The sequence below is a fragment of the Enterorhabdus sp. P55 genome, assembly GCF_009911695.1.
In the GTDB taxonomy this organism is placed as follows: Bacteria; Actinomycetota; Coriobacteriia; order Coriobacteriales; family Eggerthellaceae; genus Enterorhabdus.
The window spans coordinates 27,765-44,282 of record NZ_QWKK01000003.1 but is presented as its reverse complement, the minus strand read 5'-3'; the positions used below and the strand labels follow the sequence as shown (position 1 = coordinate 44,282).

Genomic DNA, 16,518 nt, shown 5'->3' with positions numbered 1-16,518 from the left:
CCGTCGTTGTCGGCGTCGTTCCACACCACGCCGGTGATGGACTGCGTGGGCGGCTTGACCTCGCCGGCGTCACCGCCGTGGATCACCTGGAGCGGCTCGCCGTCCTCATCCAGCACCACGTCGCCGTTCTCGTCGACGGTCTGGCGGTAGGTGAGCCAGTCGTAGGTCACGTACTCCTCGCGGCTCACCAGCAGGTCGGCGTCGGCGCCCTGGGCGGGAGCCGCCACGTTCAGCACGTCGGAGACGGGGATGGTCACCTTGGAGGCCTGCAGGTCGATGGCGGTGGTGCTCGGATCCACGTTGGAGCAGCTCGTGTCGTTGCTCGCGCCGGCCACGATGATGTGGCCGCTGTGGGCGCGCACGCCGTCCTTCTCGGCACCGGCCAGGGTGGTTACCGTGTCCTGCGCGGTGAAGGCCACGCCGCCGCCCGCGCCGGGCTTGACGGCGCTGGCGTCAGCGCCGCCGTTGGCGTCGGAGTCGGCATCGGCGCTCTCGCCCTCGTGGTAGCGGGTGAGCAGCCACTGCTCGTCGTCGGAGGCGCTGGCCGCGTCGCCGCGCGTGTCCTCCTGGTTGAACTCGCCCAGCTCCACGCGGTAGGACGCCAGGTAGTGCACGCCGCCCGCAGACGTATAGGCAGCCGGCAGCTCGTCGAAGGCGTAGGTGCCCACGGTGCTGTCGTCGTAGGTGACGTCGATGATGGGGTTGCCCTCGTTGTCGAGCACCGGGTTGCCGTTGGCGTCCACGCGCGGGGTCTCAATGGTCTTCACGCCGTCGGACTTGACGGCGATGACGCCGTCCTTGCCCTCCACCTGCCACGAGCCGGTGGAACGCGGGCCCATCAGGGTCTCCTGGCGCATGGTGTCCTGGGTGCCGTCGTCCTTGAAGATGGGGTTGCCCATCTCGTCCACGGCAGGCACCATCTCGCGCTTCCAGGCGCCGGTGGCCTTGTCGGTGCCGAAGGTGAGGCTGCGCACCCACAGGCCGGAGCCGTCGGTCGCCAGCTCCCAGTCGGCGGTAGTGTGCTTGTCGGTCACGCCCGCGGCGGCCAGGGCGGCCGCCTGCTCGTCGGCGGTCATCGCGTTCCAGTCACGGGTGGTGAAGTGGAAGTCGTCGCCGTCGGCGAAGGGCACGTAGTACCACTGGGTCAGGTAGAGCACCTGGTCGGCCAGGCCGGGCTCGGCCTCAGCCACGACGGTGGTGCCATCGTCGGCCAGGACGGCCTCGTCACGCACGCCGTTGTAGGCGCGCTCGCGCAGGGCCGCGTCGTCGACCCCGTCCACGGCACCGTGGTAGGAGTCGTCCCAGATGAAGCCGTTGATGGTGGAGCGCGGCACCTCGGTCAGGCCGGCATCCCAGTTGTAGAGGCGCGCGGCGTCGCCCAGGTTGTAGATGGTGGCGCCGGCCGCGTTGTCGGACACGGGCAGGCCGTTGAGCATCTTGCCGGAGCCGTAGTCCTCCTCGGCCTCGTACTCGGCCTTCTCGGCCAGGTAGAAGCGCCAGCGCGCCTTGTAGTCGGTGTACTCGTTGTTGAGCGCGGTGTACAGGTCGTTGGCCACGTCGTAGTCGGCCTTGGCCTTCAGGTAGCGAACGCGCATCTCCTTGTAGATGTCCTCGTAGCCCACGAAGTCGGGGGTCTCCAGCTCCATGGTGATGCCGCCGCCGGTCACGAAGAACTTGTAGCCGGCCGGACGCTCATCGGCAGAGGCGTAGGCCATCTGGTAGATCTCCCACGCGTCCTTGGTCACGCTCTTGGCGTCCTTGCCGAGCACGATGTTGTACTCACGGCACGGCTGGCCGTACTGGCCCGCCGCCGCGTCGGCAGAGGCGTTGGTGGACGGCGTGGGCGAGACGAGCTTGCCGTCGGCGTCGTAGTAGCTGAAGCCGAGCACCTCGTACCACTCGCTCAGGAACTTCTGCCAGTCGGCGTTCCAGCCCGCAAGGGCGTCAGCCTCGGCCTGGGCCTTCTGCTCGGCCGTGGCCGTCGAGGTGGTCACGCCTTCGGGCAGGAACTTGTCCCACGTGTAGCCGGCCGGGTCGAGCGACTCGGGCGTGGGCGGATCTTTCGGATCGGGGTTGGCGTTGAGGACGGTCTGGTAGTCGCGCACGTCGGCGTACAGATCGTCGAGCGCCTTCTCCACCGCCGCGGTGTCGGCGTAGCGCTCCGTCGGGTAGGCCGCGTTCGACCCGCTCGGATCGTAGATGGTCAGGTTGATCGGCGCGCCCGCGTACTTGAGGGAGCCGGCGGCGGGCTGCTGCGCCACCACCGAGCCCACGGCGGCGCTTGCCACGCCGTCGGGCAGCGTCGTGCGCACGGTGATGCGGCCGACGTGCAGGCCGAGATCCTCCAGGGCGGCCTTGGCGGCGGCGTAGCTCTTCCCCGTCACGCCCGGCGTGGGGATGTCCGGACGCTTGGTCTCCACGAGGGCGCCGGTGTTCTCGTCATACACCTTGATCTCGCGGTCGTCACGCGACGATCCCATGAGCTCGGGCAGCGAGGGCTTGAGCGCCTCGATGTCGCGCTTGACCTTGTGGCTCACGGCGTTGGTCTCCACCTCGGCGTCGCCGACGCCGCTGATGCGGACGGTGTGCGTGATGGTCTTGACCACCGTCAGCTCGTAGGTGATCTGCACCGTTACCGACTCGCCCGGGTTCAGGTGGATGCCCGACCACTGGGCCGTCAGGTTGCCCTCGGCGTCGGGCACGCTCGGGTTGAACGTGGCGCCGGCGTAGTCGCACGACGGCGTGCCGGCCACCACGGTCACGTCATCGCCCGTCGGGTACGGGTCGATCATCGTGATGTCCTGGGCCGTATCGGTCTCGTTGACGTAGGTGGTCTTGTAGGTGACGCGCTGGCCCGTGGCGCCCTCGGTCATCTCGGTGAAGGGCGTCGGGTCGGACGTCTGCTGGCCGATGCTCGACAGCACGATGAACTGGTTGCCGTCGGCGTCGGCGAACGTGCCGGCCTCAGCCTGCGAGCCGCGCTCGTTCAGGTAGTAGGTGAGCACGGTCTCGCCCGCGGCGTTGGTGCCGTCCTCGGCCTGGTCGTCGCCGGCCTGGCGCAGCACGGCGGTCTCCACCGGCTTGGTCATGAGGTCGGAATCCGAGTCGATGGCGTTGCCCAGGGCGATGCCGTTCTCGTCCTTGATGAGGGCGTCACGCACGGTGACGGCGTAGTCCTCGTCCAGGCTCATCAGGTCGTCCTGGTCGATGCGCAGGCGGTAGCCCGCCAGGCGCTTGGTCTTGTAGTCCTCCTCCAAGTCGCGGGTGTCACGCGGGTCGACCACGAACGTGCTCACGTCGCGGAACAGGTAGGTGCCAGCCGCGGCCGCGTCGCCCGTCCACGCCTCGCGCAGATCGTCGCCGGGCAGCAGGAACCACTCGTACTCGTCGCTGGCCGTGACCTTGTCCTCCATGACGGGGATCTTGCCGTAGTACGGCGGGTCGTCCTTGGTGGCCGGGTCGAGCTTGATGTTACCCTCTTCGTCCTTCTCCCAGACAGGCTGGCCCTTCTCGTCCACCTTCTGGACAGACTCGACCGTGAACTCCTTGGGCGCGTAGTACCACGTCTCCATCTTCACGCGCACGCCGCCGTTCTTCGGGCCCTGGCCGATGCCCTCCTCGTGGGGCTGCTGGATGCCGTCGTAGTTCTCGTCGTTCCACACGTTGTCGCCCAGGTAGCCCTTGGTGCCGTCGACGTAGCCCAGGGCCAGCTTGCTCTGGCGCTGGTAGCCCATCCACTGGTTGAGGTAGTCCTCGTAGATGGCCACGCCGTTCTCGTCGAGCGGGATCTCCGCCTCGATGGGATAGGTGCGGGCCGAGCCGGACACGTAGCGCAGGTCGTTGTCGCCCACGAGCGCCGCGGTGCCGTCGTAGTAGACGCCCTTCTGCGGGTACTCGAGCGGGTCATGGCTCCACGTGTTGAGCGTGGGCTTGATGAGGCGGTTCTGCACCGTGTCGGAGGTCTTGATGACGTACTGCGTGCCGGCCTTCAGGCGGAACCGGAAGAAGCCGGTCTCGTCGGTGACGATGGAGGCCAGGTTGCCGTCGGCGTCCGTGGCGATGCGCGAGTCGATGGTGCCCGTGTCCTGATGGTACTCGTACACGTTGACGCGGATGCCCTCGAGGCGCTTCTCCTCCACGGCCGTGGCGCCCTGCATCTGGGCAAGGCCCTCGCCGTCGCCGGTGTTGACGGAGTCGAGCAGCGAGTTGATCTCAGTCACGTCCTCCAAGTCGCCCGTAGCCAGGATGTCGTCGCGGAAGGTGACGCCCTCGAAGGTGATGCCCTGGGCCACGCCCAGCTTCATCGAGGTCATGGCCTGGTCGTAGGCGCGGTGGATGGACTCGTCGTAGTTCGGGGAGCCGTAGTGCTCCTTGTCGTACTCGACTGCGTTCACGCGCACGCTGCCCGTGGTGATGATGAGCGCCGCGTCGATGCCCTTGGCGGCGTCCTTCTCCACGCGCTCGATGGTGAGCTCCGTGTCGTTGGCGTTGACGTACACCGACTGGTCGCCGATGGTCTTGGCCGTGGGCGAGAAGTTGTAGAACTCCTCCGGGAACGTGTAGCGCAGGCGGTAGTTGCCCGGCTCCAGGTTGGAGAAGATGAAGTGGCCGGTGTTGCCGTAGTAGTCGGTCTGGGTGTAGGCCACGCACGGCGCGCCGGAGTCGGCGTTGATGTAGTTGCCCCACGCGTCGCGCTGCGGCTCGCCGGAGCGGGCGTCGCAGACAACCCAGCGGTTCTGGTAGTTGGTGCCCTGGTTGTTGACGAGCTTGACCACCTCGCCGTCGCGGTTGACCGGGTGGCCGTACTCGTTGAGCAGCTCCACCTTCACGCCGTTGATGCCGGGATCCTCCACCTGGCCGTCGTAGTCCAGATCGGTGAAGCGCGTGACCTCCTTGCCGTCCTTGACGGTGACGGAGTTGTCGAAGGGCGTGCTCGTCACGTTGCCGGCGTCGTCCATGACGCGGGTCTCGCCGCGGATGAGGCGGCGGCCGTTGGCGCTCTCCTGGTAGGCGCTGCCCACCACGTGGCCGTCGGCGTCGAGGACGGGCTTTCCGTCCTTGTCGGTCTGGAAGCCGGCCACGTCGTCCTCGGGCGTCTGCGACCAGTCGGCGTCGAGCCACACGTAGTCGCCGATGTAGCCGCGGCCGTCAGGCGCGTCGACGAAGGCGCCCGCCTCGGGGCTCTCCTCCTTGTACACCGACTCCTTGCTCACGATGTCGGTCTGGTTGACGCGCGGCACGAAGGTGTTGGTCTGCTGCACGGCCAGCATCTCCATGGCGCGGCGCTTGGCGTCCTCGGTGGCCTCCTTGTCGGAGAGGATGTCGTTGGGCTTCTTCTCCTTGTCGCCCAGGTACTTGGGCAGGTTGAGCGGGGCGGTCAGGTCCACCATCAGGCGCACGTAGCCGCGCGGCGGCACGATGACGCTCTGGACGGCCTGCACCCACACGGCGCGCAGCCCGTAGGTGAGCTCCGTCTCGCGCTCGGGATGGCTGTCCACGTACTCCTTGAGCTCGGAGAGCGGGATGAGGCCGCAGGCGCGCTTCTTCTCATCGGCGCTCATGATCTCCTGGTACTGGCCGTCCACGATGCCGGACTCGCCCAGGCGCATGGCCTCGATGGTCTCGTAGACCGTGTCCTCGCGCTTCTCGAAGTCGGTCATATCCCACTTGGGAGTGCCGTCGGGCAGCGTCGCGTTCAGGTCGAAGCCGGGCTTCATCTGCTCCTCGGGCGTGGGGAACTTAGGCCCGTAGGTGTACTTCTCGGTCTTGTCGTAGAGCCACATGAGGTCGTCGGGCACGCCCGCCTGGAGCACGCCGTTCTCGTCCTCGGTGTAGGGGCCCACCCAGATCTCGATCTGGTTGCCGTCCTCGAGCACCTGGCCGTCGGCCGGCAGGCCGTAGGCGGTGCTGGCGGAGAAGCGCTTCACCTGGATGGAGTCGAGGTCGGTCACCACGCCGTTCCACTTGGAGCCGCGCGAGGACGCGTCGCCGCCGTTGGAGGCGAGGATCTTGTTGTCGCCCGCGTAGGGCAGGATGTCGTAGAAGACGATGTCCTTGAAGTTCTGGGCCTTCTTCTCGTCGCCGTCGTTGTTGAGGATGTTGGCGTGATAGGTGTAGCTGGAGCCCTCGGGCACGGCCGCCAGGTCGGTGAGGGCCTCGATGGCGCTCGTCACCGTCTTGGTGATGTTGAGCGTGCCCTGCGCCTCGAACTCGAGGGCCTTGAGCTGCATCATGATCATCGACTGGCTGCGCTGGCCGTCCATGTTCACGTCGCGGGTGTCGGACACCAGGCCGCGGGTGGAGCCGTCGTTGGAGGACGCGGACGGCGTGAAGGGCATGAAGTTGCCCGGCTTGTAGCCGTAGGCCGAGGTCATGAGCAGGTCCTCGGAGAGCAGGTCGTTGTTGGAGCTGTCGATGGGCATGAGCAGCTCCACCACCAGGCCCTGGCCGGGGCGCAGCACGCCGCGGTCGGTCTCGGTGAAGGTCTCGCCGTTCTCCTCGAAGGTGGTGCGCTGGCCGGTGAACTGCCAGCTCATGAACTTGCGCTCGGGCATGACGGGCTCGCCCGTGTTCGGGTCGAGGCTGCCGGCCTTGTCGCGCATGAGGAAGTCGCCGCCCACCGAGGTGTCGTTCAGGCGCGGCGTGGAGGAGGACTGGCTGGTAACGACCTTCTCCACATCGAGGAAGTCGGTCATGTCGGCCAGGTAGTAGGTCCAGATGGGCGTCTTGTCGTTGATGTTGGTGGCGTTGAGGCTACCGGAGGCCTGGCTCGTGTAATCCCAGTCGAAGTACGCGAACTGGGGCCTGGCGCTGGCCGCGTCCTTCTGCAGGTCCTCGTAGCTCACGTAGGTGAGCGGGCGCCCGGCCAGCTCGGCCTCGGCGTAGCCCTCCACGAAGGGCAGGATCTGCGAGATCTGCGGGTCGCCGCAGTTGTCGGGCTCGTAGCCCTCGAAGCCCAGGGCCGCCATCTGGTCGGCGCTCAGGTTGGACAGCACGATCTTGTAGCGCATCATGCGGGACGTGCGCTTGTCGATGGTGTTGTTGCCGCTGCGCCACTGGTAGAGCTTGCGGTCGCCGGTGAAATAGCCCTGGGTGATGGTCAACGCCAGCACCGGGCTCTCAGGCGTGCGGATGAAGCCGGCGCGGCTGCGCTCGGTCTCCACGTGCTTGGTGTCGTCATAGCGGGGCACGGCGCTCACGAAGTGGTTCGCGTGCACCTCGCTGCTGTCGGCCGGGCGCCCGGTGTCCTCGTCCACCGGATCGCGGCCGCCCAGGCCCACCACCAGCTTGCTCATCACCGAGGACGAGAAGCGGATCAGGGGGGCGCCGTTGGTGATGCCCTCGTGGATGCCCACGGTGGTATCGGGGTAGTAGTTGCCCGCGGCGTCCAGCGTGTCCAGCAGGCCCAGGTTGTTGAGGCGATACGCCCAGCCCGCGTTGAGGCGCAGCGGGTCGAAGTCGTCGGCCTCCTGCTTGCCCGTCGGATCCACCACGTTGCCGGCCGAGTCCTCGAGGGAGTCGTCGGCATCGCCGAGCATGGCGTCCACGTCCAGGCGGAAGCCGTGGGGCACGGCCACCTTGGTGGCCAGGGTGTCATCGCGCACGTTGGCCACGTCGTTGCCCTCGCCGTCCTTGGTCACCGGCACGGCCTTGATGACCCAGCGGATCTGGCGCACCTGGCAGTTGGCGTACTGCTCGAGGAACGAGTCATCGATGGTGACGTTCTCCTTGTCGGCGATGGCGTAGCCGCTGCGGTTGCCGATGGGCACCCACGTCTGGGAGTCCGCCGTGTTGTAGTCCGAGCTGCCGAAGTCGTCGGTGTCGTCCTCGCCGTACCAGTAGTCGCGGTCAGCGTCGCTGCCGGGCAGGGCGAAGTTCTCGTACTCGTTGTAGACCGCGCCGTTCTGCTCCTCGAAGACGTTGCCGTCCTGGCTGCGGTCCATGGTGGCCACGCGGGCGAACATGAACAGGCGCAGCTGGCTCTCGGTCTCCGCCGCCTCGTTGGCCGGCTGGGCCTGCGGGGAGGTGGAGGGCACCGCGGTGCCGTCGGGCTTGCCGTTGGTGGTGTAGAGGGCGCCGGGAACCTCCCAGATGCCCGTGGACACCGACTCGAACAGCGACTGGAAGCGGCCGAGCGCATAGTCCTTGCTCTCGAAGTGGGCGTTGTTCACCGTCATGGCGTTGCCGCCCTGCATGGCGCCGGCGGTGGCCCAGAAGGGCACCTGCCAGTCCACGATGAAGCTGTTCACCGCGCCGCCGGTGTTGATGGCCTGGGTGAGGTAGAAGCTGTTGTCGCCCTTCAGCTGCACGTCCTGGCCGGTGTAGACGTTCATGTCGGAGTTGTACAGCAGGCTGCGCAGCTGCGCGGTATCGGCGCGCACGGACACCGACGGCTTGCGGATGCGGAACCAGCCGGAGGTGTCGGTCACGTACAGGTCGTCGTAGTCGCTGTCGCGGTCGTAGTTGATGTTGTTGCGCAGGTGGTCGGCCGCCTGCTCGCCCGCACGGTAGAAGCGGTTGACCGACTGGCCGTGGAACGAGGTGCCGATGAGGGTCTTGGCCTCCTCGTCGTCAGCCTTCGGCTTGTGCAGGACGTTGCCGCCGTCAGCGGGGCGGTGATCCCAGCCGTCCTTATCGGCCACCCAGTTGAGCTTGGTCTCATGGGCGGTGGCGTACACCTGGGAGTCGTCGCCCTCCCAGCTGCTGATGGTCTCCATCTGCTTCTTGTAGCTGACGAGCTTGCCGTCCTCGTAGAGGCCCTCGTCCATGGCGGAGTCCACATCCCCCAGGTTGTCCAGGCGCGTCTTCACCTTGAGGGTGAGCGAGTCGCCGTAGCCCAGGTAGCCGTCGGCATGGACGCCGCCGTAGAAGCCCTCGAGCAGGCTGTCGTAGTCGTTGAACTCGTCGTCGTCGGCGTCGTCGGGCGCGGCCAGCTCGAAGACGACCACCTCGCGGTCGTGCTCGTTGGGCTTGACGCTCGCGTAGGAGCCCACGCCCTGGTTGGCCTCGGTCGCGCCGGAGAGCGTATCGCTCACCAGGCCGCGGTACTCCACCGTGTCAGACGGGTCGTCGGCGTCGGCCTTGCCGTAGTGCGCGTTGTTCTTGCCGCCGCGGACGGCCGTGGACCCCGACTCCGCGAAGGTGTTGTCGCCGTAGTCGGACTGGTAGGTGATCTTCACCGTCCAGCCACGGTCGAGCAGCTGCTTGGGGGTGAGGCGCTCGGTCTTCATGACGCCCTCGCCCGCATCCACGTCGGCCGTGGTCTTGGGTACCTTGTTGCCGTCGGCGTCCACCTGAGGCGTGCCGTCGGCGTTCACCTCGAACACCTGGTGGCCCTCGGCGTCCACCACGTACTCGCCCTTGGCCAGATCGGCCGTGGTGGCATGGCGGTCGCGGTAGACGCGCTCCACGTAGAAGGCGTAGTCGGCCTCGTCCTCGTCGTAGTCGCCTATCCACTTGTAGGCGTTGTTGCTGTCGGCCAGCTCCTTGTCATCGGTGAGCATGGCGCCGTCGTAGAACGTCACCTGGCTGGGCAGGTGCAGGGCGTACACGAGCTTGGCGTGCTTCAGCGCGCCCTGGGCCTCCACGATGTCGGTGTACTCGCTCGCATCCAGGCGGTCGGCCGAGTTGAGGATGGTGGCCGAGAACCACGGGGTGTCGTTGTACTCCCAGGCGTCGTTCTCGTCGCTCGGCAGGAACAGCGTCTCATGCTCCACCCAGTTGTTGTCCATGCCGAAGCTGTCGAGCATGCCGGTGTCGTAGCCCAGGCTCAGCAGGTCGGGGTTGGCGAAGTTGTACTTGTAGTAGGGGTCGTTCTCCACCACCCACGCCAGGGTGTGGCCGTCCACCACGTAGCCCTTGAACGTGTAGGGGATGTCCTGGCCCGGGTTGTCCGGGTCGGGCATGGTGGCCACGTCGGGGTCGCGCAGCTCGGTCTCGAAGATGACCTTGCGCGTGGTGGTGAAGCGGATGTCTTGGACCGTCTGCTCCACGCGGTACTGGAAGCGCTCATACGGGTCCGGATCGGGCTCGGGCACCTCCTCCTTCACGCGGACGAGGTCGATCATCACGTACTCGTCGGCACCGTTGACGTTGAGCTGGATGTACAGGTCGTTGGCCTCGGGCTCCAGGTAGTCGCCGAGCTTCTCGGTCTTGGCCAGCGGCGTGTAGACGGACTCCTTCTCGTAGACGATGTTGTCGGCTTCGTCCTTCACCACGTTGCCGTTCTCGTCCTTCATCGGCGTGGTGGTGGTCTTCTCGGTGCGCGTGTAGAACTGCGCGCCCACGGCCGTGGTCTGGGCGATGGCATCGATGGTGTAGCTGTACTTGTAGCGCTGGTCGCGGTTGCGGTTGAACAGCGACACCTCTTCGTAGACGTCCTTGTCGTCGGCGTCCTTGCCCGTCTTGACGTAGAGCGTGTCGGCATCCGGGTCCATGAAGCCCTCGATGGTGGTGATGTCCACCGTGGCGGCATGGTAGTGATGCACCGTCTCCATGACGGGGATGTAGTTGCCGTTCTCGTCCACGACGGGCTTGTTGTCCCCGCCCAGCACCCACATCGGGTCGCCGTTCTCGTCCTTCTTCTGCTCCTCGGTCTCGGTGCGGGTGAAGAAGTCCACGCCGATGACGTCGTCATCCTGATTGGAGTTGTCCTTCACGCGGTAGCCGTAGTCGAGCAGCGGGTCGAGGCCCTTGTCGGACAGGCGGGCGCGCAGGTAGGCGTCCTCGCCGTTGATCGGCGTCTTGACGTAGAGGGCCGGAGCACCCGGGGTCGACCAGAACTGGAGGTCGGCCAGGGTGGTGATCTCCTCCTCCTTGTACTCCTTAGTCGCCTCATCCAGCGTGTAGAACGTGGCGCCGGCGGCCTCGTAGGTGCCGGTGGCCTGGGGCTTGTACTCGAAGTAGCTGTAGGGGTCGATGACCTCCTTCTCCTTCTCGGGCAGCTTCTCCAGCGTGGCGGCCACGTAGGCGTCGCCCTGGCCCACGTAGAGCTTCTCGCCCTGGGCGATGGCCTGGGACAGCGCCGACTCGAGCGCCGCCTCCGTGCGCGGGATGGGGGTGAACACCTCCTCGCGGCTGTAGCGGGTCTCGTCCGAGGTGACGTCGAGGGCCTTGGACTCCTCGATGTACTCGTACTCCACGGGATCCGTACCGGCAATCGGGCGCTTCACGTAGCGCGTGCCCGTGTAGTCCACGGTGGCGGGGTCGTAGCGGTAGCTGCGGGTGTAGAACGTGGTGCCCACGGCGGAGGTGCCACCGCCGTTGATGTAGAACGTCACGCCCACCACCGGCTTGGTCACGCCGTCGAGGGTGTACTCGAGCGAGCCGTCCGTCTTGTTGCGCGACAGGACGACCTTCGTGTAGGGGTCGGAGGGAGTCGGGCGCACGTAGACGGAGGTGCGCAGGTTGTCGGGCACCGTGCTGTCGTAGACGTAGTGGCCCAGATCAGCGCTGGGAACCGGCTCGTAGGTGGCGGGCATCGTGCCGTAGACGATGCGGCGCGTGCGGCGGTACGTCTCGGTGATGAGATGCTTGTCGCCCTTGGTCTCGTCGGCGCGGTCGCAGTCGCCCAGCCACAGCTTGGCGTTGGTCTGATCCACCTCGCCGGTGAGCTGCGAGAGGGTGAAGGTCTTCTGCAGCGACCACTTCACCTCGTTGTTCTCGTACTCCTTGAGCGTGAGGGACACGGTGGAGCCGTCGCCGGCGGTCACGCGCTTGGCGGTGCGCAGCGTGTTGCCCGCCGAGTCCTTCTCGATCATGGTCACGATGGTGGTGCCGTCCGGGCCCACCACGCGCTGCACGTGGATGAGCTCGTTGCCGTCGGTATCCTTCATCACGCGGTCGGTGACGGTGCTGTCGCCCACCTCGGTGCTGACGGGCGCCGAGATGACCGAGCCGTCGGTCTTCAGGATGGAGTCCTTGCCGGCGCCGTTGCCCGTGGCGTTGGTGCCGGGCTTGTTGCCCACGTTGCCGCTGGCGCCCGCGATGTCGCTCGGGCGGTCCTTCGGGTTGGCCTCCACCTCGTAGTCCACGTTGAGCGTGGGCACCTTGGTGCGCAGCTTCACCGTGGAGTAGACGCCCTCGTCCTCGTGCGTGGCGGCCACGCCGTCAGGGTTGTCTCCGTCGATGGTCAGGCGGCTCACGAAGGCCTCGTCGTGGCTCGTGGCGTCATCGCCCGCGCGGTTGAGCGCGGCCGTGGTGGCCGAGCTCAGGCCGTAGTTGTTGTTGTCGTACTCATAGTCGCCCACCAGCAGGCCCTTGCCGTTTGACACCTGCGCGTCCGCGGCGATGGGCTCGCCGTCCGGTCCCACGGTGACGTTGCCTCCGTAGAGCGGGCGCGCGGCCGGGCCGGAGGCACCCAGGGCGTTGGGAATGCGCGTGGTGCCCGTGCCCTCCACGTAGGTGCCGTTGAAGCCGGCCAGGTAGTTGTTGGGCACACGCTCGTTGGTGCGCACGCCGCAGTTGATGTACTTGGCCGGGATGAAGCCGGTCGGATGCGGCGTGGCCTCGTACTTGCTGCCATCAGCGCTCTGGGCCACGTAGGTGTAGTAGGTAGACTCCGTGGCGTCCAGGCGCTTGTCCTCCTCGTACCAGCCGGTGGTGCGGTAGAGGTTGGTGTAGGTGGTGGAGTTGATGGTGGTCCAGTTGCTGTGGTCGGCGCGGTACTTGAGCCACTTCAGCTTCTGGTCACGGTGCAGCTGGGCCTCGGCGCCCACGGTGAACGGGTTGAAGGCCGTGCTGCTCACCAGCGACGTGGTTCCGCCGCCGTTTTGGGCCTGGATGACGCGGTCGGCCGTGGTGCCGTTGACCACGGTGATGTCCTCGTCGGTGAGGAACTGGAAGCCGTCCACCTTGGACGTGACGAAGGCGCGGATGTTCTCGTAGCCCTTCGCGGTGACGGAGGGCTCCATGCCCATCTTCGGCTCGTCGTAGGTCATGACGTTGATCTTGAAGGTGTCCAGGCCGCCGGAGACGATCTGGGTCACCAGGTCGCGGTCGGAGTTGTAGCCGTCAGCCGTGGGCTCGAAGCGGATGACGTAGCGGTACTCGGTGGCACCGGTGTCGGTGGTCACCGGCTCGTAGCTGTAGCTGGCGTTCCAGTTGGCCTTCTTGTAGGCGGCGTCGAAGTTGTCGTTGACGCTGGCCAGGGTCTGGTAGCCCGTCGGGTCGGACGGGTCGGCCGCCTGGGCGGTGAGGTTGTCGTAGTTCGTGGCGTCGGCGCCCGTCACGGAGGACAGGTCCCAGTCCTCCACGCGCAGGTCCTTGCAGCCCTGCGGGCGGTCGGCCGAGGCCTCCTTGTCGCCCTCGGGCAGGTAGGGCAGCCCCGTGGCCTTGGAATAGGGGGCCACGCCGTAGGGCAGCACGATGGTCACCACGGGCAGGGTGAACGCGCCCTTCTGGCCGCCGTCGACAGCGTAGTTGTTGCGGTAGCGCGAATCGAACACGGTGCCGTTATAGGCGTAGGGATAGGTGTTGTTCACGCGCTCCCACTGGTAGGGCTGCTCGTTGAGCCAGTAGCGGTTCTCCACGTGCACGTTCACCTGGCGGCGATCCGCCTCGGTGTCCACGTAGTAGGCCTCGTTGACGGCCGCGACGGCGTCGGAGGTCTGGCCCACCTGCTCCTCGTAGGGGCTCACGGTGCTCCACACGCGCACCATCGGCTTGCGCATGACGGCGTGCGTGCCCGTCTGGGCATACAGGGTGACGGGGTCGCCCAGCGTGCCGTCGGCGTTCTTGGCGCGCTTGAGGCCGTCGTCGTAGTTGACCTGGTCGCTGCTGGTGACGCGCAGGCCCATCTTGGCCAGGGCCGCCTTCTGCGCGTTGTCGCCCGCCACCGTCGCATCGGTGATGGCGGCGTTGTTGAGCACGGTGAAGCCGTTCACGGCCGGCATGGTGGGCGAGCCGTAGAACTGCGCGTAGAGCGGCGCATGCGCGCCGGCCAGGCTGCCGTGCATGAGCGTCCAGGTGTAGTCCATGCCGAAGGGCTGGACGTTCTGGTTGCGGGTGCGCACCGCCGCACCGCCCTCGTAGGCGTCCACGTCGTAGACCTGGTAGTAGGCGGAGCTGTTGAAGGGCTCCTTGTCGGGCGTGGTGGCATCACCCGTGGTGGCGGCGTCCACGCCGCCCGTGTTGGCCTCATCGTCCCACGGGGCGGTGAGCAGGCGGTCGTACCACGCCTCGGCCTCGTTGTTGCCGAAGATGTGGCTGCGCAGGTTCACGCGCAGCTTGTAGCCGCCCTCCACGTAGCAGTCGGTCAGGGACGAGGGATCGGGGTCGGCGGCGTTGGCGGCGGTGCCGTCCACGCTGCGGCCGAACCACTTGCCCAGGTCCTGCTTCACGGTGATCTTGAGCACCCAGGGCTGCGAGCTCTGGGTGTAGGCAGCGCCCGTCATCTGCGCGGGGTCGGCCACGATCTTGCCGTCGACCTTCTTGTCACCCGCGCTGCCGGCGGCCGCGCCGCTCACGGAGGTGTAGGTAGAGCGGTCGATGGCGTCGGACAGGTCGGTCTCGGCCGTCATCACGTTGCCCGTGCGGTACTCCGCCGGGTCCTGGATGGCGCTCGGGGCGTCATAGCCCTGGTAGTCCCCGTAGGGGGTCTGGACGATCTCCACGTCCACCAGGTCGGCGGGGATGGCCTCGTAGGTCTCGTTCACGTAGGGCGCGCCGTCGTTGACGGCGTCGCCGCGGCCGTTGGACACGCCGTTGACCTTCTTGAGCAGCTCGGCGTCCAGCACCACGTGGCCGTCGGCGTCGAGCACCGGCTCCACGCCGCGCGGCATGATGTAGGTGAACTCCACGCCGTCGAGGTTGCGGTCGCCGTAGTTGTAGGCGGTCAGCTGGCTCGTGAACTCCTGGCCCAGCTCAAGGGCATCCTCGTACTGGCCGAACTCGATCTCGCGGTTGTCGTACTGATTCTTCATCAGGTTGTTCTGACCGTTGCCGCGGATCATCTTGTGGTAGTCGTTGAAGTTGGGGTCGGCGCCGGGCAGCGTGGCGGAGACGCCCGCGTTGGCCCCGGTGTAGAGCGTGGCCTCCTCGCTGTACTTGCGGGCCGCCTGGTAGTCATCGTCGGCGTTGGCGGTGCCCACGCCGTCGTCGTAGTCGCTCACCATCTCGCTCGTGGTGGCCAGCCACGCCTTCTGCATATGCAGGCGCGTCTGCGACCAGATGAGCGGCGTGGCGGAAAGCGCCTGGGCACCGCTCACGTCATGGGCGGCCTCGCCCTCGCCTGCCGTCACCGTGCCGGTGGCAGCCGTGACCACGTTGAGGTCCTGGGTGGCCGTGGCGTTGCCGCCGTTGGAGAGCGTGGAGAGCGCGTCCGCGATGCGGCTCGCCGTGACGTAGCGGAAGTAGTCGCGGGTGTAGCCTGTGGAGGACTGCCCCGTCGTGACGTAGGTGTACTGGTTGGGCAGGCCGTTCACGGCATCGTTCACCGTGCCGGTGGTGGGCGTGCCGGTCAGGACGTAGCTGATCTTCTGGCGGTTGCTGGCCGTCAGCGCGTCGGCGTCCATGAAGATGTTGTTGTTGCCGCGGGTGCGGCTGTTGTAGTCGTCGCCCGTGGAGTTGTTGGCGCTGCCGGGGATGAACGAGTAAGACTTGGCGAACATCTCGTAGGTATCCACGTGCTTGGGCTTGTCGGCGGTGAAGGCCGACTCGTGGAGCAGCGCGTCCATGTCCATGAGCACGTTCTGCGTCTGGACGCGGTTGGCCGAGGCGTTGGACAGGTTGCCGGACAGCCCGAAGTTGGCGTTGCCCGCGCCGGGGAACATCTGGAAGTTGCCGGCGCCGTAGGTGGTGTTGTCGCAGTTGTGGTAGGCGGTGTAGTAGTACTCGCCCATACGCGGCAGGTACGCCGGCTCCAGGCCCTGGGTGTTGGGCGTGCCGTCGGCGTTGGTGGCCGTGGTGGTGGACTCGTCCAGGTTCTTATACACCTGGGGCAGGCCGGTCTCGGCCGCCCGCACGGGGAACGCCACGGAGAGCACGTCGCCCACCTCGAGCACGGTGGAGTCGTAGTCGGGGCGGTCCACCGGACGCAGGGCGCGGTTAGCGTCATCCAGCTTCGAGCCGGTGCTCATCTCGTTCTCGTCCACGAAGCGGCCGTTCTTGACGTCTCCGGAGAGGCGCTCGTCGGGGTCGGTGATGACCGCGCCGCCGTCGGCCCAGTCCGGGTCGGCCTCCCACTCGATCTTGAACAGCCCGAAGGTGGTGGTGTTGGACACGCCCTCGGCCCGCGGGTTGATGTCGTTGTACGTCTTGCCGGCGGTGGTGCGGTAGCCGGCGGTGCACTGGTCGGTGACGGAGGTGGGGCACGGGCCCGTCTCGTTGGAGACGTAGTTCATCGACCCGCCGTAGTCGGCGGCCTCGGTGGTGGTGCCCACCAGCGTGACCTTGGCGCGCAGGCCGCGCGTGCGCTCGGCCGTCACGTTCTTGCCGTAGCGGTCAGACCACGTGATGTTGCGGAAGGTGCCGTCGGCGTAACGGCTGTTGAGCACGCTCTCCAGGTAGGCCGCGTCGATG

Annotated in this window: 1 protein-coding gene (cut by both window edges); it reads right to left on the bottom strand. The window is 67.0% G+C overall.

The whole window is internal to an SdrD B-like domain-containing protein gene (locus tag D1643_RS00675) on the bottom strand: the coding sequence, 67,146 nt in all, runs 23,782 nt past the left edge and 26,846 nt past the right edge, and what appears here is coding positions 26,847–43,364 (codon 8,949, partial, through codon 14,455, partial); the first complete codon in reading order (the gene reads right to left) occupies positions 16,515–16,517. Both the start codon and the stop codon lie outside the window.